Raw genomic sequence first — 22,091 nt, 5'->3', positions numbered from 1 at the left:
TGTCCTTCATATTATGACTACTAAGACGCATAAAACAAAACAGCTCCTCCTATTTATGTCATTTTTTTGGTCACACATCTTACCAAGTTTGGCATTTGGTTTTTCTTTGTTTCACGCAGAAACAGCTGAAGAATTGATTTCACACCGGGTTGGGTTCTTAACTGGGCTCCTGCCAGCAATTCAAACCGTCAAATCACAACTTGAAGTAGATGCGGATAACCAAAATAGACTATTTGTAATGAAATCAGCCGACTTTCTTATCCAAGAATATGTCTCAAATTACCTGATTTCAAAAGAAAATCCACCTCTTCCTGCCTTTGATTCAGCCATTGAATCATTAAACAAAATCTTTCATCCTTCTTTAAAAGAGAACGAAACAGTGAATCTTAGTCAAAATTTGAAACATATAAAATCAATCATTTCAACTTTAGAAAAATCCATGAAAGAGGAGATGAATGACCCAAGACAAGTGAACAAGAGTTCACAGGCATATTTAGTGGCGCTTCATCATGGGATCATTTTAACAATTCGATTTATGCAAAATTCAATACCACTAAATCACATGTTTGGAGTTTCTTCCGATAATCTCCATCAAAAAATTTATATGGAAAATCAGATGATGAAAATAGCGTTATCCAATCTGATTGAATTTCAAAAACAAGTGGATTTAACTATTCAGCCCCTTGTTCAGTCAGTTATAGATGTGATTGAAAAACAAGCGGGTAATCTTATTCGCATTCAAGAATCTTTACCTGGAATAAAAAAACCATTGTTTTTTGGAGTTCCAAATTATAAATCGCGTTTGTCGCAGTCGTATTCAGACTTTAGAAATTGGCAATCCGAAACGACCAATAATTTAAAGGAATTGGAGAAGGACTTTCCTATCGCAATAAAAAAACACTATGAAGAAAATCAGTTAAAAAAAGGTTTAGAAAAACTTGAGCAACTTCGAAGTAAAGTTTTGAGTCTTCCAGGAAAATTAAAATATTATTATGGTCGCATCATTGAGATTTCAAAATCAAATTTCAGCTCTAGTGAGGCACTTGTTTCTATTCCTCTCATTATTGAACGAATCAATGAGCGTACCCATGTGTTCTTGGAAAAACTTTCTGTGTTGATTGAAAAAATAAATCGAAGCAATGCGCCTAATGAAATGGTTTCAAGAAAAATAGAAATTCTTTTGGCAGAGGGTGCGAGTTTTTCAAACATTTTCCATTCGCAAGTGGACGAAATAAATAAAGCTATGGAGTATTTTAATTTAAATGGAGAAACAAAATTTATAGATTTTCAAGTCAACCAATTGAGAATTCTTTCTGACTTAAGTCTCCAGCATCAGGATAATTTAATAGCTGAAATTACTTATTTTAGCGAAATGATTGGAAATGAAAAAATAAATATGATGTGCCTCAGGTTCTACAAATAAAATTCTTGTTCCTATTTTTGTTCCCTATGTTCTCAAGTCATTTTTAAGTCTTTTAGCAGCATCTCGATTTTTAATGGTTTCTCTTTTATCATGAAGTTTTTTTCCTCGGACCAAGGCAATGTCGAGTTTCACTAAGCCTTTTTTAAAAAAAATTTTCAAAGGAACACACGAAAGTCCCTTTTCTTTTATTTTACCAAAAATTTTCTGCAACTCTTCCTTGTGAAGGAGTAACTTCCTTAGACGCTCAGGACTGTGATTGTTATAACTGCTTGCCTTGTAAGGGCTGATGTGGGCATTTTGCAAATAGGCCTCATCTTTTATAAAGGAAATATAGGAGTCTTTCAATTGAACGCTTTTATCTCTTAAGGATTTCACCTCACTCCCAGTTAATACAATTCCGGCCTCATAGGTTTCAAGAATTTCATAATCAAATCTTGCTTTTTTATTATCCTGTATAATTAAAATGCTCACAAATATCCCAGCTTCTGATATAAATTAACAAAGTCTTCAGTGCTTAGCTCTTCGGCCCTCGCTGTTTTACTTATTTTAAGCTCGGCCATTACATCTAAAAGATCAAGTTCTTTCAAATTATTATATTGCATTAAATTTGATTTGAGCATTTTTCTTTTTTGCTTAAAGGCCGCTTTTGAAAATTGTAAATAGTTTTTTTTATTTTTAATCTCTGTTTTCTTCGATTTAAAATGCAATACCCTGCTGGCCACTTTCGGAGCCGGCGTAAAATCCCGTGGACCTAAATCACAAAGAGTTTCCATTTGCCAAAAAGTTTGAGCGATTAAGCTCAACAAGCTAAAATCAGAAGTTTTATTTTTTGCTCTTATCTTTTGAGCTACTTCTTTTTGAAACATTAATACCATATTTGAGAAGGGAGCATCATCCATTGAGCGATCAATGACTATCGACGAAGAAATTTGGTATGGCAAATTACTAATTAAGGTGGAATCTAGTTTATTCTCAAATAAATCCCAATCAAATTTAAGAGCATCTTGATTAAAGACCTTTATCCCTTTTGAGGACCAGTACTCAGCAAAGACCTGATCAAGCTCGATAGTTGAGTAATTCTTTTTTAATTTTAAAATTAAATCGGTTAAAGCCCCAGGACCGGGTCCTATTTCTATTATGTTTTCAGAATTAATCACCTTTAATTTATTTAACATCATTTCAATCGCATAGTCAGAAACTAAAAAATTTTGCCCAAGAGATCTCTTGGCATAGATAGGACTTGAATTGAAAAATAAATTTAATCTCTCTTTGGCGGTCATTGCTTGGTCTCTTTGACTTGGGCAAAGTCTTGAATAAAATCACTTTCCTTCATCTCAGGAAAAGGTCCAAGTGTCATCGTCGATCTTTCGCCTGCATTTAATCTTTTTATTCCAACATATCCAATCATCGCCGCATTATCTGTACAATATCTTAGAGGTGGAATGGATAATAATATGTTATTTTGTTGACTCCATTCATAGGCTTTAGCTCTTAACCTCGAATTCGCACTCACTCCTCCTGTGACAACGGCTTTCTGAATGGAATATTTTTTACAGGCTCTATCCAACTTTGAAATCAAGACATCTACAATGGCTTCTTGAAAAGAAGCGCAGATATCAGCTAAATTTTCTTGAACAAATTCCTTTGAGTTCTTTTCAATAAATCGATGCCCTGATGATTTCAAACCAGAAAAACTCATGTCTAATGTTTCTTCCAAAATCATGCTTCTTGGAAAGTCGAACGCTTTTGTATTTCCACTCTGGGACAATTTATCAATTTTTGCACCGCCAGGAAAATCAAATCCTAACATTTTAGCAAATTTATCAAAACATTCTCCAGCAGCATCATCTTTAGTAGTTCCGATGATTCGATATTTTCCAAAATCGCTAGCTAAATATAAGCTAGTATGTCCGCCGCTCACAGCAAGAGCTATGAAAGGAAAATCAAAATTTTTAGTTTGTTCATATTCCTTATCCTTTAAAAAGGAAGCTAATAAGTGTCCTTCCAAATGATTGACTCCAATCACAGGAACACCCAATGATTGGGCTAAACTTTTAGCTGTGGTCACACCCACAATTAAAGCACCAATCAATCCTGGTCGGTTCGTCACGGCAACCCCTTGGATTTGATTTAGATTGATATTTGCCTTTTTTAATAACTCGTCTGTTAAAGGCAATAAATTGAAAGTATGATTCCTACTTGCTATTTCTGGGACGATACCCCCATAGGGTGAATGAGCAAGGTCTTGATTTGCTGACATTAGCTGCAAAACCTCTCCCTGATCATTAATCAAAGCCACAGAAGTATCATCACAACTCGTTTCAATTGACAAAATAAGTTTAATATTTGGCATAACTGTTGCTGATCATACCAGATATGAAAAAAAATGATAAGTCTATTCAGGTTCGTTCAATGTTATTTTTGTTTTTAAGCCTTTCAGGATTTTTTTTGATTGAAAATTCTTCATACTCGCCCGCAAATTGGTCGATCATAGATAATTTTCGATTTGGCCCAAATGAGCTGGGAGCGCCGACCCCGAAGTCATTATTTACAAAAATCTTAAGTACAGACATTCTTAAGGATACTGAAAAAAGAATTTCCCAAAACTTTGAAGTTCCTAAAGGTTTAGAAAGTAGAGTTAATTTCTGGATTGAAATTTACTCTGAATATTCATCAGAAAATAAAATTATTCATCACTTGGATTATCCATGGATTAAATATGAAGTGTTTAATATTTCTGACATTTTAGCCCGCCCAGCTCGTTTCAATTGGATTAACCCAGAAAAGGCTGAAAAAGAAACTGAAAAAAAATTGCAGTTCGTTAAATCTAAGATTGCTTCTCTTTATAAAAAACTTAAAAAAAATGTTTCTGGCCAGCCTACAGTAAATTATGATCCATCTTCTTTAGGCTTAGATGACGAAGAGACTAAATACTTTATGATGCTTAAAAGCATTCCGGGTTCTTTGACTAAAAACATCAGAACTGCCATGACCCGTATTCGGGTACAAACAGGCCAAAAAGACTTTTTTCAAAAAGGTTTGCAATTAGCAAACAGGTACTTACCACATATGGAACAAATCTTCATTGAGCATGGTCTGCCTCCTGAAATTTCTAGACTACCCTTAGTTGAAAGTAGTTTTGACAAAACGGCCACCAGCAAAGTAGGCGCAGCTGGTTTATGGCAATTTATGAATCATACTGGCAAAAAGTTCTTAGTCATCAATTCTTTTATCGACGAAAGAAGATCTCCTCTTAAATCAACAGAAGCAGCAGCTGAACTTCTCAAAGAAAATTATTTGATAATGGGACGATCCTGGCCCTTAGCTATCACGGCTTGGAATCATGGACCCGCTGGATTGAGAAAGGCCGTTAAAACTTTAAACACAAAAGACATTGTAAATATAATAACCTATTTCGAATCTAAACGATTCAGCTTTGCCTCTGAAAATTTTTATTCAGAGTTTCTAGCCGCATTGTATGTTGAAAAATATTCTGACAAGATTTTTGAAAATATCGTCCCTGTTCCTACTTTGATTTTTACTCCCTATAAGCTGACCCAAAGAATACGGCCTCAAAAGATTTTTAAAAACATCAATATCACTGAAAATGATTTTGTTGATTTCAACCCTGATTTAAAAAAAGCTGTAAAATTAAATCTACCTCTCCCCAAAGGACTAACTGTTTTCATTCAACCAGATAAAGTTCAAGACTTAGCAAAATTGGAAAATCAAAAAGTTGCCCGAAACGAATATACAAAATAGCAAACTTATTTGGTATTGAACGAATACTCAAGCAATTTATTATTGCCTGAGTCCCTAGTAAATACTGACTACATCTTTAATAAATTCAAGTAAAAATCTTTTGGCCTTATTTTCAGTTGGGTCAAAAGCTTGGAGATAATCCCCATCGGGATTTCTTACAATTCCCAACGGCTGAAGAGATCTTATTTGATTCTTTTTATTACCTTTAGCGTAAACTAACTGAACTTGCTTTGATTCTTCAATTGCCTTCACAAGAACATTAATTTCTTTAGACGAACTTAAAGAAAGCGAGTAGTTCTGCCAAAGTAAACTTTTGCCTTGAAACTTTATAAGCTCGCTTAAAGTGATATCTGAGCTTGTCAAATCAGAACTGGTCACACCAGTTTTTTGAGTGCTCAGAGATTTTATACACTCATTAAAAACAAACATACAGGCCCTCGCATCTTCGTAAGCTCGATGGGCAGCCAGACTCGGAAATCCAAAATGTTTTATTAACGTCTGCAGTTTGTGATTTTCAACCCCTAAGATTAATTTCCTTGAAAGTAAACTGGTACACAAAACAGGCTCTTTAGGAAAAGCAATATTATTTTTTTCAAAAACATAGGAAATAAATCCCAGATCAAAAGGAGCATGATGAGCAATTCCCACGGAGTCCTTAAAAAAATCTCTTATTTCGTGAATATTCTGGCTAATCGACGGCTTGTCTGCCACCATTTCATTTGAAATTCCATGGATACTGATAATAAAGTCTGACATTTTTACTTTGGGTTTGAATAAAAACTCAATCCTATCTATTTCTTTCCCATTTTTCCACTTAACGGCACCGAATTCAACAATATCGTCTTTCACAGGATAAGAACCACTGGTTTCTGTATCAAAAGCCACCAAGTTTATTTCTGATATCTTTGTTTTTAAGAGAGAATCCATGAATTTGACTTCCTAATTTAATTTAAATTTCATTTAATAACTATTATGTTCGTCACTTTTTTCTTTAACTGTTAAACTTTTTAAGAAATAATGAATTTTATGGAAGTATCATACAAAAATTATTTAGCCACCAGTTTTTTCACTTTGTTTTTTTTTGCAACTTTAGCTTTTTCACAGAATAAAGATTCAAAAAATGATTCCTCTATAGAAGGAGACACTACCATATTGTCTCATTTCGTATACCATGGTCTGAGTCAGACCCAACGGGATCCAAGCTTGCAAACCACCCTGTTTTTTCCCCTCGGACCTCAGCTCAAGATTGGCCTTTGGGGATCCAACGTCAGCTACGAAGGTTTTAATAATCATATTTGGCTAAAGATTATTTTTGATCTAAAAATTGAATTTAACAAGGATGCCAGCTTTGTTTTGGGTTATAATTTGAATCAATTTTACAAAGATAGATTACGGAACGGCAATACGCTTAAACTCACTTTAGATGTCTTTGATTACATGGTAAGTTATGAAAACGAAAGCAATTGGGAAGGTACGGAAACAAGCTCTCGCTACGTTGGTTTTGGTAAGACTTACACGATTTTCAGCACCTTCAAATGGAACAACCAGCTTGGATACACAATGGTTGAGGTCAGCTCTCTACAAAACTATTTTGATTTAAGATCAACGATAAGTTCTAACTATAATAAACTTGACTATCAAGTCGGCCTCACGGCTACAAGCAATCCTGGACAGTTTAATGGCAATGGTGATTTTTTTGCGTTCATCGGATTGGGTTTTAAATATTGATGATTCAATCTCGCTATAAATAAAATAAATACAAACCCTATTAATCTATAGCTATTTAGCGCAATTTCTTTTATAATGCCACTTTCTGAAAGGTACCTAACTATGTCATTTTCTACTTTTGCCATTTCCCCTGAACTTATCGCGCACCTAGACTCTATCGGATTTACACAACCCACCGAGATTCAAGTTAAGGCTATTCCTTATTTATTAACAAATACCGGAGATTTCATCGGGTTAGCGGCAACAGGAACAGGAAAAACAGCTGCTTTTGGAATTCCTCTAATTGAAAATATAGACATCTCACAACGAACTCCTCAAGCCCTTATCTTAAGCCCCACAAGAGAATTAGCTATCCAAATAGTTGATCAGCTAAAAAAATTAAGCTCTTTTAAAAAAATGAAAATTGCTCCTATCTATGGAGGCTCCAGTTATCGAAAACAAATTGATGATGTTAAAAAGGGAGTTCAAATTATCGTAGCAACTCCAGGTAGATTAATAGATTTGCTAGAACAAGAAATTTTTAATCTGCATGATATTAAAACTGTCATCCTTGATGAAGCCGACGAGATGATTTCCATGGGCTTTCGTGACTCTTTAGAAGAAATTCTCAAGAGAACTCATTCCGACTCTGCAAATGAAGAAAAGCAAAGCTCTAAAAGAAATGTCAGAGCTGCCTGTAAAACTTGGTTATTTTCAGCTACCATGAGTCCCGCCATTAAACGATTAACCCAACAATATTTAGAAACTCCTTTTACTATTGAAATCCAAAATAAGGGTTCCTTATCAACACAAATCACTCAACTCTATTTTACAGTTAAAGAAGATTTAAAATTAAAAGCATTAACTCACCTGCTTGATGCCTTACCCGAGTTTTATGGAATTATATTTTGTGAAACTAAATTGAAGTGTGCTGAGGTTGAGGAGCAACTTACCAAACGTGGTTATTTTGTTGATTCACTCCACGGCGATAAGCAGCAAAAAGAACGCGAATGGACCCTCAAAAAGTTTAAGGCTAAGGATGTTAAAGTTATTGTTGCCACCGACGTTGCCGCTAGGGGTTTAGATGTTTCTGATTTAACCCATGTTGTGAACTATTCCCTGCCTTGGGATGTCGAGTCTTATGTTCACCGTATTGGAAGAACAGGCAGAAATGGAAAAACGGGTTATTCGTACAGTTTAGTTTCACCAAGAGAATTGCACACTCTCAGACAGATCCACCAAAAAACAAAAGCCAACCTTGTAAAAGGATCAATCCCCACTTTCAAAGAAGTTATCACTCATAAATTAAAGATGGCTTCTGAACAATTATTGAAATTTGAGAACCATATAAAAAAAGATGTTATTGAAACTTTTAAAACCACCGATGAGTATTCCCATTTAGAAAAACTGACAAAAGAAGAACTCATCACAAAATTTCTCAATCTGAAGCTTGAAAAAAATCAACACGAGGAAGAAGTCCCTTTTGATTTTTTAAATGGCCGCGTCCCAAGAGAATTAGCAGCTCCTGGATCTAAAGATGCCGCTTATTCTAACTCTCGAAACGATGAAGGCTCTTATGGAGGACCACGAAGAGATTACTCTCCAAGACGAAATAGTGGGAGCGGAGGGGCTAGGGGAAATTACCGAGGTGCTGGTGGCTCCAGCCGTGGTGGGTTCCCTAATGACAGAAGACCTTTTACTCCGAGAGATGATAATGCTTATTCTCCAAAAAGTCGAAGTGTCAAAGCCTCTAAGGATATTAAAGGAAAAAAAATGACAACAGGAACCGACGAATTTGCTAGCTCCAGCAGGAAACCAAGATTTTTTTCTAACGAAATAGATTAAATCAGAACTTCTACAATTAAAAATATTCTTAGAGTCTGAAACAACCAGACCCTAACGTTTTACTTTTTTATCCGTGAGTTTTTTTACGAAATTATCATAGACATTAAGTTCTTCTTTGGATTCGCCAAAAACGACTTCAAGTTTACGTTGCTCTTGCCCATTTGATTTTAATTCTTTTTGCTTGATACTGATCCTGACAAACCCTATTTTTTTACTGGCCTGAGGATCGTTTTTGGTATTGACAATACTCGTTGTCCCATTCACATCTACGGTCGCATGCTCTAACGTAGCCTTTATTTTATTCATGATCAAATCTAGTCTCTCTTGGGCTATGGAACCACTCATCTCTTCCTTCTCTTCAGATATGGTCCCCGTTGCCACTACAGATTTTAAATCAACAATGGAGTCCTCTAGGCCCGTTGTAATACCTTTAATTTTTTCCATAACTTGAATAAAACTTGAGTTTGGATTTGCTGTACCTTTCTCAAAAAGTAAATTTTCTGGTATATCAAAATTAAAACCATCTTGACTAATTTTGACATTCTGAGCTTCATCAGACAACTGATCCGCAAGATAAGCCGCTACCACTTTGGCAGAGCCCATATCCAGTAAGTTTGGAGTTTTGTCCATTGGCTCCATGAAGGTTTCAAAGGCCTTCATTGGTTCATTTATCAAATCTAGAAATAGCTTTTCCAAAGTGATTTGCGCCCCATAGTTCTTAAAGTTATATTCAATCACCGATGGAGTTGAAAAGTAGTCTGAGACTGCTTTCTTTGTTTCCTCTGTTTGTCCCAAAAGCCACATCACCAAAAAAAAAGCCATGAGTGCTGTCATGAAATCTGCAAGGGCCACCTTCCAAGAACCACCATGATGCCCGCCACCTGCGACAATCACTTTTTTTATAACTATCATTGGTTTTTCTTTTCCAGCCATTTAAATCCTTTAAATTTTAAAATCTCAAATTTTTAATGCCCTTCAGTTACCTTTTTCAAATCTTAGGCAGCCTTTTTAATTTCTTTTGTTGCCTTATCCATTTCGTCGAAAGACGGTCTTTCTTCTGGCATGATAGTTCTTCTTGCGTACTCAACACAAACCAAGGGAGGTGCCCCTCTTTGCAAAGCCACCATCGCCGCCTTAATACAAGCTAAATATCTTCCCTCTGCTTCAATATCAGCAGCCATTTTGGTCGCCGTCGGCCCAATCATACCGTAAGCTCCAAAAACCCCCAACATCGTTCCCACAAGGGCTTTGGCAACCAGCGTTCCGATAACCTCTGTCCCTTCCGTCAAATGCGACATTGTTTTCACGATCCCAAGAACCGCAGCAACAATCCCCAGACCTGGAAATCCATCTGCCACGGCCTGAACCGCATGCATTGCTAGATGTTCTTCAGCGTGTATAGCTTTAATATCGCCATCCAAAAGATCATCCACATCATAGGGAGATAATTCCGCAGAAAGAGTAATTTTCATCGTATCACACAAAAAGTGCACAGCATGATGGTTATGCATAAAACCAGGATACGCTTTAAATATCTCACTTTTCTCTGGCTCTTCGATATGTTTTTCAATTCCCTGAGGACCTTCTTTTCTGAAAACTTGAAAAAGCTGAAACATTAATTGCATCAGCTCCAAAAAATCTTTTTTCTGAGGCCCCTTCGCCGTCATCGCTTTCATTCCTAACTTCATGCCCATCTTAATAATTTTAACTGGATTAGCTATGATGTAAGCTCCTAAAGCCGCTCCCCCGATAATCATAAGCTCCAAGGGTGCCGCAATAAAAATGATGTGCATATGACCACCGGCCAATATAAAGCCGCCAAAAACCATACCAAAAACTACAAGGATACCAACAAAGCCCATAGTGACTCCCCTTTGGTTTGCTATCGGAACAATTGATTAAATGTTGAGAATTTTAACTCTGAATAGGTAAATTTATGACCTTCGACTTGATTTCATAGACTATCATCCAGGAATTAATTATATTTTCAGGAACAACCGAAACCCCATGAGGAGTTCATTTGGATAACCTAGTCAGACATCAAATGATTATTTTTCTTTTATTTCTTACTTCTTTTCTGCCCTCACACTCTTGGACTCAAGAAAAAGATTCTGATCCACTTCTTGTGAGAACCGTAGAATTTAAAAATTCTATCTCTTCCAATGAAAACTTTAATGCGACTTTTGAATTGTCGCTTCCCCCTGGATATCACACGTATGAGGATAATTTTAAAGTACAAGTATTAGAACCAAATGGTTTTAAGATCAGTACTCTAAAGCTTTTTCCAGTTAAGGAGTGGTTTGATAAATTTTCAAAAAAAAATCGCAGAGGTATCGAAAAAACTTCCACTTTGTCATTTCAAATTGAAGCTCCTGATAAATTCATCGATGAAAAAGGTAAGATTGTTTTAGAAATTACCTACCAAGCTTGTACAGACAGTTTTTGCCTTTTTCCAAAATCTAAGGATATCACTTTACCAGTTACTTTTGTTGGCACAACCACAGCTGAAAAAATTGAGGAACTTCAGAACTCTGTGTTCACCCTAGATTCTTTTGAAGAACTTTTAAAACAAAGCTGGTGGTTAGCAATTATAGTGGCCTTTTTTGCTGGAATTCTTACCAGTTTTACTCCCTGCATTTTTCCTATGATTCCAATCACCATTGCGATACTAACCAAAGACTCAGAGAAGAGAACCCGACTTAATAATTTTTTAACCAGTATCATTTACGTCCATGGAATTGCTACCACTTATTCTGTGTTTGGACTTATCGCTGCTTATACAGGAAGTCTATTTGGCTCTATTTTATCAAATACCTATTTTTTGATTTTTATTTGTACTTTATTTCTGATTATGTCTTTTTCTATGTATGGTGCTTTCGAGCTTCAACTTCCCCATGCCTTTAGAAACCGATTTGGCAAAGGAACAAAACACACTGGTTTTTTAGGAGCTTATCTTTCTGGACTACTCGCTGGTCTGGTCGCGAGCCCCTGTGTTGGCCCTGTCTTAGTAGCTATTCTTACTTATGTTTCGACACAAAAAAGCATGTTTTTTGGATTTTTCCTATTGTTTTCCTATGCCATGGGAATGGGGCTTATATTCATTATTTTAGGTGCCTTTACTGAGTTAAGTAAAAAATTGCCAAGATCAGGGCCCTGGATGGATTTTATGAAATTCCTGCTTGGAAGTTTGATGCTAACGGCTTTTTACTACTACCTCCAATTTTTGTTATCAGAACGCCTTTTTCAAATTGTACTGGGTTCAGGCTTGATCTTGCTTAGCAGTTTATACGGAACCTTTATGCCCATCCCCCACCCAAAAAGAAGAGACTATTTAAGAAAAGGACTTATGCAGACAATTTTTGTTCTAGGTCTAACCTCTTTAGTTCTGGGTGTATTCGATCTTAATTTTCTTAGAACAAATCCTCTCATCTCCGAATCGTCGCAAACTAAATCCGATTGGCTACCTTATTCTGAAGAATATTTTTTCAAGGCCAGCAGCCAATCTAAACCCATCATTCTTGATTTTTATGCGGATTGGTGTGCTGCCTGCCATGAATTAGACAAATATGTTTTTTCATCCTCAGAATTTAAAAATGCTACTAAAGAGGTAGTGCTTTTAAAATTTGATGCAACCAAGGATTCAGATTTGTTAGCGAAATTAAAAAAGAAATTCCAAATCAAAGGTCTCCCAACGATTCTCTTCTTTGATTCTAAGGGACAGTGGCTCGAGAAATTAACTCTTACTGAATTTGAAAAGAAAGAACTCTTTTTAAAAAGACTTCAAAGTTTGAAATAAGGACTTGTCCAAACCTTTACCGCTTTGGCTCATTTAGCTTCACTCCCGCGTCATCCAACTCGCCTTTAAGACCCCACATTTTGCTCAACAAACGGGGCGCATGTGATCCAAGATACGACATGATAAGAAACTTAATAAATCTCCCAATGAAAATAACGGCCGCAAGCTTGATAAGAGGGGTATTCGCAAGGCTGGCGAGGATCACGGCCGGCTGCTGCATAAAAGGAGTAATAGCTACTGCAAAAACTAAAAACAAACCATATCTTTCGAAAAACTCCATCGATAAGGTCCAAGTCTTTGTCTCAATGACTCCCGGATACATATCGAGAATCCAGGGAAGGCCTTGAAATTCGACGAGTGTTGCCAGCGCAAGCGCACCCAAAGTTGATCCTACGGCAACGCAAAGGGCGAGAATGAACCACCGTTTAGGCAGGAGCATTGAACTCGATATAAGAATCCCGTCAGTAGGAATAACAATAACAAGATTGTCTAGCGCCGCCAGAAAACCAATGAGTGGAGAATACCAAAACCTGTCTGCATAGCGCCGCAGAAATTGGACATAGGAACGAATCTTTTCATGCAATCTATCAGATATCAAGGGTACCTTTCCTGAATTGACTTGGAGGATTTGTCCTCAGTTTTATGGTGAGACGAGTGAAGAACTTTTTCGGTATAAGCGAGCATCAGTGTTGAAAATAAAAACACGACATGGATGACGATTTGCCACTTTACCTGCTCAAAGTCTTTTTTGCCGATATCGATAAAAGACTTAAGTAAGTGAATTCCAGAAATTCCTACTAAGGCTCCTGCTAATTTTACCTTCAAAGTTCCCGCATCAATTTTCTCTAGCCAATCGGGCCTATCTTCGTGTGTATCAAGATGCATCCTACTCACAAATGTCGCGTAGCCACCAATAATCACCATTACTAACAGGTTTAAGACCATCGAAATATCAACCAGGGTTAGAATCCCAAGCATCAAAACTTCCTCTTTAATTGACCCAACAGTCAAGCAGAGATGAAGAAGTTCATCTAAAAACTTATAGGCGTAGAGGACCGCTCCAATGATGAGACCACCATAAATAGGAGCTTGAATCCAGCGGCTTGAAAAAATAATTCCTTCAAAAACATTCTCTAACTTTTTCATATCACTTCCAGACTATCCTAGAGTCTTTTGATTCTTGCGATTTCTGACTTTGCTTCTTTCAGTGCCGAATGGGCTTCAACGAAATCAGATTCTTTTTGTTGTAAAAGTTTTTGCAGTTGATTCATTCTAACTTCATAACCTTTTAACAAATTATTGTGCCTGTCCACAATATCTTGTACTTTTTGGTCAAACTTTTTCTGGTCATTTAATTTTTGCAAAAGTATCGCCATCTTTGAAGAAATTTCTTGCGATAGGTCAGCGTAGTTTTGCTCCCATTTTTGAATTGAATTGTTCATTCGATCTATTTTTAGCTTCGTCGAATTTTGATATTCTAAAACTTGAGTTTTGAGTTCTTCAAGCTCTTTATGAGGACTATCTGGCTTAGATTTAGAAACATGACTCGAGCTAGGCAACCAATCAATAACGGGGACCTCGATTTCATGTACTTCACTCTCTTCACGGACTGCTTTTTCAACGCCAAAAAATGAATAGTTTAATTCTTTTTCCATTTTTTCCTTCCAAAATGCCCTGGGAACATTCTTTTGCAGAAAATAGGCTAATATTATTTCTTGATGTTGTAAAAGATTATTCTGGACTAATTCCAAAAAAATCCCTAGTGTTTGAAGTATGCTGAAAATGGCTCATTTACTTAAGTTTTTAATGGAATTAAATCCACATACCTCTCCGGTTAGATTAGCCCTTTATAATTATATTAAAACATTTTGCCAGGCAGATGAGGCTATCACTCCTCAGTTTTTTGAAATCTTTTTTAGTTCCTTGTTCGAATTTCCCCACTGGTATTCAAATAAGTCCCACCTAGGTCACGAGATGGCTTTATTATTAAAAAATTTCAATGGATTTTATCAAAATAAAATGAACTTAATGGAAATTCGATCTCCCGAGACTGTTCAAATTTTTGAAGTTGATAGCAACAAAGATTGCGAGGACATGTTAAAAAAATTTCTCATAAATCAACACGGACTCAACGCTCAAGTCAGATTTCAGTTTGAGCAAAAAAAATGGCTGGCCTTTGTTTTAGCTGAAAACCAAAAATTATATGTTTACCAGTTAGATAGAAGATTTATTATTCGTAATGGTTTTTTAGAACCGCTCCGAAAAAACCTAATGCTCGAGTACGGTGCCAATTTAGAACTTTCTTCTGAAAAAAAATTCTTTTTTGAAATTAGCCCTCAACATTTAATTCAGTTTCAACTGAAAGGTGATAAAATCAGTGGCAGTATAACAAGGGGGTATATGTTTCAAAAAATACAGGATTTTTCAGATCTAAAAATACACGAAGTTCCTCGACTTTTCTGGCCTCTCAAACGCACCGAGCAGTTTTTCATCACCAGAGACACTGATCCGTTTTATCAAGATTTAACTAAGAAACTCTATGATATTAGCCAAGGTTTATGGGAAAAAAATTCAGAGTCCTGGCAAAATTATATGACCATATTATTGTCCCAATCAGATTCTGCTCTTGAAAATGTCTATATTGGTGACAAAAGTCTAGAAGACCTGATATTAAGAGTCCGTCAGATTCTTACGACGGAAAAGAGTGAACCATGTCTTACAATACAGCCAAAAAATCACAAATCATTACCCAGGATTCACGAGTTAGACTCAATAAATTCTTAGCTGATTCTGGAGTTTGCAGTCGTCGCGCCGCTGATAAGTTAATTGCTGAAGGCAAAGTGTTAGTCAATGGTAAGAAAGTATTTGAATTAGGAATTAAAGTGAACCCTACAGACCGAATCACTGTTTCCGGCAAACCTATTCAACAAGAAAAGCAAAAACTATACCTCATGCTACACAAACCAAAAGGTGTTCTGAGTACCCTTTCTGACCCAGAAAATAGGCCTACGGTTGCTGATTTTATAAAGCGTTTTGATCAAAGACTTTTTCCCGTAGGAAGACTTGATTGGGATTCTGAAGGCCTTTTACTTTTAACAAATGATGGAGACTGGGCGAATAAAATTATGCAACCTAATTCTGAGGTGACTAAAACCTATTTAGTAAAATTAGATGGCCAACCCCAACCTAGTCATTTTTTAAAATTAAAGACTGGCATCAGTATTCCTGGCGGTCGAGTTAAAGCCTTGCATGTCGAAAAAATTAAGAGAAAAGAGGGCTCTAAACAATATGACTGGATTAAGATTGTCATCAATGAAGGTAAAAATCGTCAGATTCGTTATATGTTTGAAAAAATTGGATTTGATGTTTTAAAATTACAACGCATCAGCATTGGAAAACTAAAATTAGGACATCTTGAAAAAGGCGAAATATCCTTCTTAACTGAAGCTGAACAAAGAAAGGTGTTTCAAGTAGATAGTCCTGAAGGCTCTAATATGGCTCGAGTCAAAAGAACGAATTCTGCTAAGCGAAAACCAGTAACCCAAAGTAAAAAAACAACGAAAGAATTCAATGATATGTTCAAATAGATTTTTCTAAAAAGTCCATTTAGGGCCAGGGGTTGCGCCTATTACTCAAATCTAGACGAAAATACTATTGAGTCTCATTTTAAAACTCCGATGCTTTTATCATGAGATTTATTTTGGCTTTTTTATTTACACTTTCTCTCAAAAGCAATTCGGAAGAAATCAGTATCTTTGAGGTTAAAAGAAATATTCCACTTTCTGATTCTGATCCAATTTTTCGTGATTTTTATTTAAAAAATGATGATTCAAAAAGTTTAAAGAAAAATCTAGTCGTCCAAGTAACAAGAAAAATAACCCTAAGGGACTCCGCTGGCTCTCAAGTCATTGGGGAAATAATGGCACCAGTTGGCCAATTAAAAATTATTGCTGTCTATGGAAGAATTGCCGTCGCTAGGGAGTTCCATTATTTTGGAAGAGAAAGCTTGCCCATGCTAGAAATGCCCTGGTTTATGATTGGAGATACGATTGATTTAGAAGATTCTTTTCTTGATAAACCCAGCAAGAAGTGATTAATCTCACTTCAAATGACAGCAATTTATTTTCGTATTCATCTTTCTAATTTATCAAAAGAACAAGAAGACATTATCACCTCACACTCTTTTGATTGTGCCGCAAGTGGCGTCTCTGAATCCTTGAGCTTTATTCAACCTGACTTGACCTATGAGCCCAAGATTATCGCAACAAACTCTCACGAGATTGATGTTTTTTTTAATGAAAAACCCTCGCCCCAATTTTTTGACGGGTTATTAAAATTAGACAAAAATATCAAATGGCATATTTATGAAGAGGAATCTAAAGACTGGCTTGAAGAATGGAAGAAGGGATTCAAAGCTTTTAGGCTTGTTGACCGCTTTTGGATTGTCCCAAGCTGGGAAACTGTTCCAATGAATTGTGAATACCCTATTTTTATAGACCCCGGTATGGCATTTGGCACAGGGACTCATGCGACCACACAAATGGCTTCTTATTTTTTAAATAAATTTTCAAAAAACATCAATTGTAGCTCTTTAGTTTTTTTAGATGTAGGAACAGGAACTGGTTTGCTGGCAATCATGGCTGATAAATTAGGTTTTCAATCTGTCACTGGAATTGAAATCGATTCCGAAGCAAGGCGTGTCGCTTTGGAAAACATCACCCGAAATTTAACAAAAAATACGACAATTTCGGATCATTTAATTCAGGATTACGATAAGAAATCTGACGTCGTAATTGCTAACATAACGGATGGTATTTTACTTCAAATCAAGAATGATCTCGTTCGAAACACCAAAGAGGGTGGAAGTTTATTTCTTACTGGAATTCTTAAAGATCATGAAGATGATTTTATCACAGAGTTTATTGAAACAGCGCCGTTAAAAGTTGAATTACGACTTGAAAAAGATGACTGGATTGGCTTCTGGCTTAAAAAAATTACATCTTAGGGTTGATTAGATGCGAAGGTACTGGATCTCTCGGAAAGATATTAGTCATAATCAGATTACTTTTCAAAATGAATTATTTCATCATATTTTCGAGGTTTGCAGGCAAGAACCTGGAAATCGATTTGAAGTCATCACCGAAGATGCCAAGGCCTTCCTTGTGGAAGTTAAAGAAAAATCAAAAAAAAGAGCTATCGCGGAGATTCTTGAAGAACGACAAATAGCCCCTTTGAAAAAACCCCATCTCCATTTGTGTCTTTCAATTCCTAAGTTTTCAACTCTAGAAAGTATTATTGAAAAATCGGTAGAATTAGGAGTCTCCTCCATTCAGCCCCTCATTTGTGAATTTTCTTTTATTAAAAATTTTTCTGAAAAAGAATGGCAACATAAATTGGATCGATGGAAAAAAATTGTGATTTCTGCAACTCAACAATCAGGTCGAGGTGATTTACTCAGGATTGAGCTTCCAAACAAACTTTATGATTTCATAGCTAAAATTCACCGAAACCCAGAAACCCTTTGTCTTGTCTTATATGAGGGAGATGCAAAGGTTGACGTGAAGCGATATCTATCTGAGCTGAAAACACTGAATCAATTTAGTCACATTGAAAATATTTGGATCTTTATTGGCTCAGAAGGAGGTTTTTCTGATATGGAAATTAGCCACTTAATGAAGCAAGGCCTTAGTCCTGTGACTCTTGGAGAACAAATTCTACGTGTTGAAACGGCTTGCCTCGCTACCATCTCCGTCCTAAAGTATGAATTTGATCTTATGAGGGGATTTTAAAATGAATAAAAATACCGATCCATTTGAGGAATTTGAATTTAAACCAATTACTGAAGGTTTGGGGTTTCATCGGGATCCTAAAAAACTTATTTCAAATATGCCCAAAAAAACAGAATCATCTGATATTGATAGTCATAAACTTTTTTCAACTCCCTTACCTAAAAATAATTCCCCCTATCTTTTTGAAAAAGATTTGATTCCTTCAAAAAATAAGTCAAATGATGTTGTTGATGAAATTTTACGAACTATTGAAAATACCAAAAAAGCTAATATAGAAATAAAAACATCCCACCAAAAATCACTCAAACAGACTAAAGTGGAATATAAGAAATCTAATGTGATTCTTTCTGCCATCTTTCTGGATCTGATGTTGGTTGTAGCCTCCTCTTTACTATGCTTGGTTCTCTTGCTCTCTATTACTAAAGTGGATTTATTTGCAAATTTAAAAAATCCTGATGAACAAGGGCTAATCTATATTTCTACATTTTGCCTTTTCCTTTCGGTTGGGTTTATCTATTACACTTGCTATAGAGCCTTTCTAGGTGCGACCCCTGGCGAATGGGCCTATGATCAAAAAATGGCGCCAACTCAAGAAAATGAAATTGGATGGTATACTTTTAAAATAGTTTTAAGAAGCATCCTTATTATTTTTTCAGGAATTATTTTTTTGCCCCTACTGTCATGGCTATTAAACAAAGACTTAGCTGGAGATTTAATTGGATTACACCTGGTTAAAAAAACATAAAAGACTATGGGAGCCGTCTATCTTTCCTCTGAATTATTAAAATTGTTAGAACCCATTCGTGGAAAAAAGAAAATTGTTTTCACCAACGGTTGTTTTGATCTGCTCCATATCGGCCATGTTCGTTACTTAAAAGAAGCACGTTCGCTTGGAGAATTTCTCGTTGTCGGTATTAACTCTGACTCCTCTGTTAAGCAACTTAAAGGACCAAGTCGCCCTATTCAAACAGAACTTGATAGAGCTGAAATCCTTGCCTCTCTCGCCTCTGTGGACGCCACTATTATCTTTAATGAATCGACACCAGAACTTCTGATTCAATCAATTAAGCCAGATATACTTGTTAAAGGTGGCGATTGGACTGTCGATCAAATAGTCGGCGGAGCATTTGTACAATCCTATGGTGGCAAAGTTCTTTCACTTCAGTTTATTGAAGGGAAATCAACAACTCGATTGGTTGAAAAAAGCTCTCAAAAATGAAGTGTTTTCTACCACGAACCTGCGCTACTAAAATCTTGTGCCAACTTTAGCAGAAAACACTTCGTTATAGGCTCGATCTATTTGAAGTGATAAAAAATATTTACCAAAATTATAGGACACTCCGGAGTAAATTCTAAAATAAAATAAGTCTTCAACTGCTGATTCAGAATCAGAAGTGACACCATTAATACCACCAACAAAACTACCGATAGTTCTTATCATACCAAACGCCAGATAATAAGACCAATAACCTGAATAATAAGAAGACACCAGATCTAAACCCGATGTCTGCATGCCTACTAAATTAGAAATATTCAGTCCATTTCCATGAAAAAATAATCCCATATCAAAAGCATTTGTTGTGTCCTGATATATAATATACTTTAAAGCAACTCCATAGGATGAAATTTGGTTCTGAAATATAAATGGACTGAAAGAGAAAAAGAAATCGACATTTTGAAATAAACCCTTTCCAATAATTATATTCTGTAAAATTCTATCCGTTTCATCAATGGGTGATTGGCTTAAATAATTTGTCCTACTAAAGGGAACTGTTTCTAAGCTTGTTGACAGCTCTAACCCGTCAGAACCACCAAGAATATATCCTTGAGACAAGTATTTAAAGCCACTTGAAAAACCTAGTTGTTTTAAAAATTGATTTCTGGAACCTTGATCTAACCCGTTAGGAATTTTTATTGCGGCAAATAAATTAATGCTAAGAAAAAAAAACAAGAAAAACAAATTATAATTAATATTATTTAATAGAATTAGATGGTCCCATTTCTTGAGAAATAGAATCTCCAATGCTCGCCACACTTGCATTGCCACTCTTTTTAAGATTCTCAGCAATAGGAAGAAGAAATTCAAAAAATTTCGTTGAATCAATGTCATTATTTCCACGCCCATCTCTACCTGCATAATTTATACTTTGACCATTTTTAATTTTTTGCAATCCTAAAATGATAATCTCGCCCGCTTTCATCACTATTTTTATATCGCTACTTTGTAGTGCCTGACCAAGATACTGAAGCTTAGCTTGATTATTAAAACTAAACAAAAACTCGTCCGCATAACTTTTTACCTGATCATTAAACTTATCTAGATTTAACGTTACGATTGAAAAAGATTGCAAACTTGGAAAATGATAACACAAATAAACACCCAAAGATTGTGCATTTGGATTAGAGGATTGCACCATGGAGTTTACCACATGATAAAAATCTTGGGTTGAAATTTCTCCTTTTTTATATGCCAATATCAATTCATTCATTTTTTCAGTGTTTGGGTTACTTGATAAATCCATAAAATCAGAAGCTGTCTTCTTGATTTTCTCATCGTCTTCTTTATTTTGTATTTTTTTCTTAGCCATCGGAGTTTCATTTATTAGAATATTTTGTTCTGGATTATACACATTGTTTGCATAGTCTAAATCGCCAGGAGAGAGCCCCTGCTGTTGATCTTTCGGTATGAATCTCAATGCCAACTTATTTCTACTATTATTTATATTTTTATTTTGTGATTTTTTTTCTGCCCCGTTAGCTTGTTTCTTTTTAATAGGAACTAACTTAGCTTGAGTCGTTTTAGGATGACTTTCTTTATTTAAATTCTTTTTAACGAAAGGATTTATAAACTGCTTATCAAGCTCTCTATCTTTTAATGAGTATTCGTTTCTAAATTCAGAAATAGGTCTAATCATTTCAAAAGAGACATCCTTGAAAAATCCTACTTTCTTTGGCGACCAGCTAAGTATATTCAAAAATAAACTAACGAAAAAAAGCGACAATCCCGCTCCAAACATCAGTTCAAATTTGTGTTCCTTAAAACCCATAAAACCCTCTTATTCCAAAAGAGTGCAGCAAGGGTGCCACCAAATAGCTAATCAATGTATCAGATTGAGATCTCAAAGCAATTCAATTGGAGATAGCGAATTCATTTAACTAAAAAGAAGAGTGAGTAACAAAAAATTGTATCTTAACCTTTTGAAGTTGACACCAACTCCGTCACCCGCGAGGGGGCCACCAGTTAGTTCTGATAACTCCGTGGAATTTGAATATTTTCAGACGTGAAGAGGCCATATACTATGCCTTTAATGAACCTCTCGTTTCACTATTTATGGTTTTTTTAAATCAAACTACTTTAAACATTGATATAGGTACATTTTCAAATTCAATAGTCTTTGATAGGAAGACATTATTTTATTTTCACTTAGATCCTTAAAAGCCGTATCAAATTCTGTCATTACAAAATCCTTTTTGCATGACTCAGTTGGCGGTGGCTCTGGGGGTGGAACATAGTTAGTAACTATATCTTGAATGCAGGAAATAATTTGGCTTGAATAAGGCCTTTGACCACAAACAGCAATAGCATTTTCGTTTGCAGATTTATTTGCAACTAGCTTTAGACATTGCATACGATCTGTGCTGTAGATCATTTTATTACAAACAGCAATTAAGCTTGATTGATAGTACTTATCCTTTATTTCTAGCAAACAATTATTTATTTCAGAAACATATGAAAATTTAGAACAAAAACCTACGGCCTCGAAGTTTA

The 22,091-nt window shown here is 35.7% G+C and carries 24 protein-coding genes; 12 read left to right on the top strand and 12 right to left on the bottom strand.

Annotated elements, in window-relative coordinates:
- Positions 1–55 precede the first annotated feature (55 nt).
- Positions 56–1,423, top strand: a complete 1,368-nt coding sequence (locus tag J0M15_02880) for a hypothetical protein (GenBank protein ID MBN8535973.1) — start codon at positions 56–58, stop codon at positions 1,421–1,423.
- Positions 1,424–1,447: 24 nt separating this feature from the next.
- On the opposite strand, the gene smpB is transcribed toward J0M15_02880, so the two are convergent.
- The 3 genes from smpB to tsaD are packed head-to-tail and all read right to left on the bottom strand — an operon-like array spanning position 1,448 to position 3,776.
- Complete coding sequence (gene smpB / locus J0M15_02875; protein MBN8535972.1) at positions 1,448–1,900, bottom strand: SsrA-binding protein SmpB; 453 nt, start codon at positions 1,898–1,900, stop codon at positions 1,448–1,450.
- A complete protein-coding gene (gene rsmA, locus J0M15_02870) occupies positions 1,891–2,703 on the bottom strand; it encodes a ribosomal RNA small subunit methyltransferase A (protein ID MBN8535971.1) in 813 nt (270 codons plus the stop codon). The genes smpB and rsmA overlap by 10 nt, the downstream gene beginning before the upstream one ends.
- Positions 2,700–3,776, bottom strand: coding sequence for a tRNA (adenosine(37)-N6)-threonylcarbamoyltransferase complex transferase subunit TsaD (gene tsaD, locus J0M15_02865; GenBank protein ID MBN8535970.1), 1,077 nt, complete (start codon positions 3,774–3,776; stop codon positions 2,700–2,702). Before tsaD ends, rsmA begins: the two co-directional genes overlap by 4 nt.
- Positions 3,777–3,799: 23 nt before the next feature.
- Between tsaD and J0M15_02860 the strand changes: the two genes are divergently transcribed.
- Positions 3,800–5,185: a lytic transglycosylase domain-containing protein gene (locus tag J0M15_02860; protein ID MBN8535969.1), complete on the top strand. Its 1,386-nt coding sequence runs from the start codon at positions 3,800–3,802 to the stop codon at positions 5,183–5,185.
- Positions 5,186–5,239: 54 nt separating this feature from the next.
- Here the strand turns inward: J0M15_02860 and J0M15_02855 are convergent, their stop codons facing one another.
- Positions 5,240–6,112: a WYL domain-containing protein gene (locus J0M15_02855; protein ID MBN8535968.1), complete on the bottom strand. Its 873-nt coding sequence runs from the start codon at positions 6,110–6,112 to the stop codon at positions 5,240–5,242.
- Positions 6,113–6,211: 99 nt separating this feature from the next.
- On the opposite strand from J0M15_02855, the gene J0M15_02850 reads away from it, so the two are divergent.
- Together J0M15_02850 and J0M15_02845 are read left to right on the top strand one after the other, a co-directional pair.
- Complete coding sequence (locus tag J0M15_02850) at positions 6,212–6,913, top strand: hypothetical protein (protein MBN8535967.1); 702 nt, start codon at positions 6,212–6,214, stop codon at positions 6,911–6,913.
- A 102-nt stretch (positions 6,914–7,015) separates the two neighbouring features.
- Entirely contained in the window at positions 7,016–8,737 is a 1,722-nt protein-coding gene (locus J0M15_02845) for a DEAD/DEAH box helicase (protein ID MBN8535966.1), read from the top strand.
- 51 nt (positions 8,738–8,788) lie between these two features.
- Here J0M15_02845 and J0M15_02840 read toward each other — a convergent pair whose 3' ends face one another.
- Positions 8,789–9,670 carry a chemotaxis protein MotB gene (locus J0M15_02840; protein MBN8535965.1) on the bottom strand — a complete coding sequence of 294 codons (882 nt, stop codon included), beginning with the start codon at positions 9,668–9,670 and terminating at the stop codon, positions 8,789–8,791.
- Positions 9,671–9,732: 62 nt separating this feature from the next.
- Positions 9,733–10,599: a flagellar motor stator protein MotA gene (motA, locus tag J0M15_02835; protein ID MBN8535964.1), complete on the bottom strand. Its 867-nt coding sequence runs from the start codon at positions 10,597–10,599 to the stop codon at positions 9,733–9,735.
- A 158-nt stretch (positions 10,600–10,757) separates the two neighbouring features.
- Here motA and dsbD point away from each other — a divergent pair, with 158 nt between their 5' ends.
- Positions 10,758–12,533, top strand: a complete 1,776-nt coding sequence (gene dsbD / locus J0M15_02830) for a protein-disulfide reductase DsbD (GenBank protein MBN8535963.1) — start codon at positions 10,758–10,760, stop codon at positions 12,531–12,533.
- Between the two features lie 16 nt (positions 12,534–12,549).
- On the opposite strand, the gene J0M15_02825 is transcribed toward dsbD, so the two are convergent.
- The 3 genes from J0M15_02825 to J0M15_02815 are packed head-to-tail and all read right to left on the bottom strand — an operon-like array spanning position 12,550 to position 14,188.
- Positions 12,550–13,131, bottom strand: a complete 582-nt coding sequence (locus J0M15_02825) for a VTT domain-containing protein (GenBank protein ID MBN8535962.1) — start codon at positions 13,129–13,131, stop codon at positions 12,550–12,552.
- Positions 13,128–13,679 carry a TIGR00645 family protein gene (locus J0M15_02820; GenBank protein MBN8535961.1) on the bottom strand — a complete coding sequence of 184 codons (552 nt, stop codon included), beginning with the start codon at positions 13,677–13,679 and terminating at the stop codon, positions 13,128–13,130. Before J0M15_02820 ends, J0M15_02825 begins: the two co-directional genes overlap by 4 nt.
- Before the next feature lie 17 nt (positions 13,680–13,696).
- A complete protein-coding gene (locus J0M15_02815; GenBank protein ID MBN8535960.1) occupies positions 13,697–14,188 on the bottom strand; it encodes a hypothetical protein in 492 nt (163 codons plus the stop codon).
- Between the two features lie 127 nt (positions 14,189–14,315).
- On the opposite strand from J0M15_02815, the gene J0M15_02810 reads away from it, so the two are divergent.
- The 7 genes from J0M15_02810 (at position 14,316) to rfaE2 (ending at position 19,541) form a co-directional block, all read left to right on the top strand.
- Positions 14,316–15,317: a hypothetical protein gene (locus J0M15_02810; GenBank protein ID MBN8535959.1), complete on the top strand. Its 1,002-nt coding sequence runs from the start codon at positions 14,316–14,318 to the stop codon at positions 15,315–15,317.
- Positions 15,245–16,120: an rRNA pseudouridine synthase gene (locus J0M15_02805; GenBank protein ID MBN8535958.1), complete on the top strand. Its 876-nt coding sequence runs from the start codon at positions 15,245–15,247 to the stop codon at positions 16,118–16,120. Before J0M15_02810 ends, J0M15_02805 begins: the two co-directional genes overlap by 73 nt.
- Before the next feature lie 113 nt (positions 16,121–16,233).
- The gene (locus J0M15_02800; protein ID MBN8535957.1) at positions 16,234–16,626 is read left to right on the top strand and encodes a hypothetical protein; all 393 of its coding nucleotides are present in this window, start codon (positions 16,234–16,236) and stop codon (positions 16,624–16,626) included.
- 15 nt (positions 16,627–16,641) lie between these two features.
- Entirely contained in the window at positions 16,642–17,538 is an 897-nt protein-coding gene (locus J0M15_02795) for a 50S ribosomal protein L11 methyltransferase (protein MBN8535956.1), read from the top strand.
- A 10-nt stretch (positions 17,539–17,548) separates the two neighbouring features.
- Entirely contained in the window at positions 17,549–18,322 is a 774-nt protein-coding gene (locus J0M15_02790) for a 16S rRNA (uracil(1498)-N(3))-methyltransferase (protein MBN8535955.1), read from the top strand.
- Between the two features lies 1 nt (position 18,323).
- The gene (locus tag J0M15_02785; GenBank protein ID MBN8535954.1) at positions 18,324–19,067 is read left to right on the top strand and encodes an RDD family protein; all 744 of its coding nucleotides are present in this window, start codon (positions 18,324–18,326) and stop codon (positions 19,065–19,067) included.
- 6 nt (positions 19,068–19,073) lie between these two features.
- Positions 19,074–19,541, top strand: coding sequence for a D-glycero-beta-D-manno-heptose 1-phosphate adenylyltransferase (gene rfaE2 / locus J0M15_02780; protein MBN8535953.1), 468 nt, complete (start codon positions 19,074–19,076; stop codon positions 19,539–19,541).
- Between the two features lie 27 nt (positions 19,542–19,568).
- On the opposite strand, the gene J0M15_02775 is transcribed toward rfaE2, so the two are convergent.
- The 3 genes from J0M15_02775 to J0M15_02765 form a co-directional block, all read right to left on the bottom strand.
- On the bottom strand, positions 19,569–20,273 hold the full coding sequence (locus J0M15_02775; protein ID MBN8535952.1) for a hypothetical protein: 705 nt from the start codon (positions 20,271–20,273) through the stop codon (positions 19,569–19,571).
- A 22-nt stretch (positions 20,274–20,295) separates the two neighbouring features.
- Positions 20,296–21,369: a hypothetical protein gene (locus tag J0M15_02770; protein MBN8535951.1), complete on the bottom strand. Its 1,074-nt coding sequence runs from the start codon at positions 21,367–21,369 to the stop codon at positions 20,296–20,298.
- A 303-nt stretch (positions 21,370–21,672) separates the two neighbouring features.
- On the bottom strand, positions 21,673–22,029 hold the full coding sequence (locus J0M15_02765; GenBank protein MBN8535950.1) for a hypothetical protein: 357 nt from the start codon (positions 22,027–22,029) through the stop codon (positions 21,673–21,675).
- Positions 22,030–22,091: the final 62 nt, after the last annotated feature.

Source organism: Deltaproteobacteria bacterium (assembly GCA_017302835.1).
Taxonomy (GTDB): domain Bacteria; phylum Bdellovibrionota; class Bdellovibrionia; order Bdellovibrionales; family Bdellovibrionaceae; genus UBA2316.
This window is presented reverse-complemented; position numbering and strand designations above follow the sequence as displayed.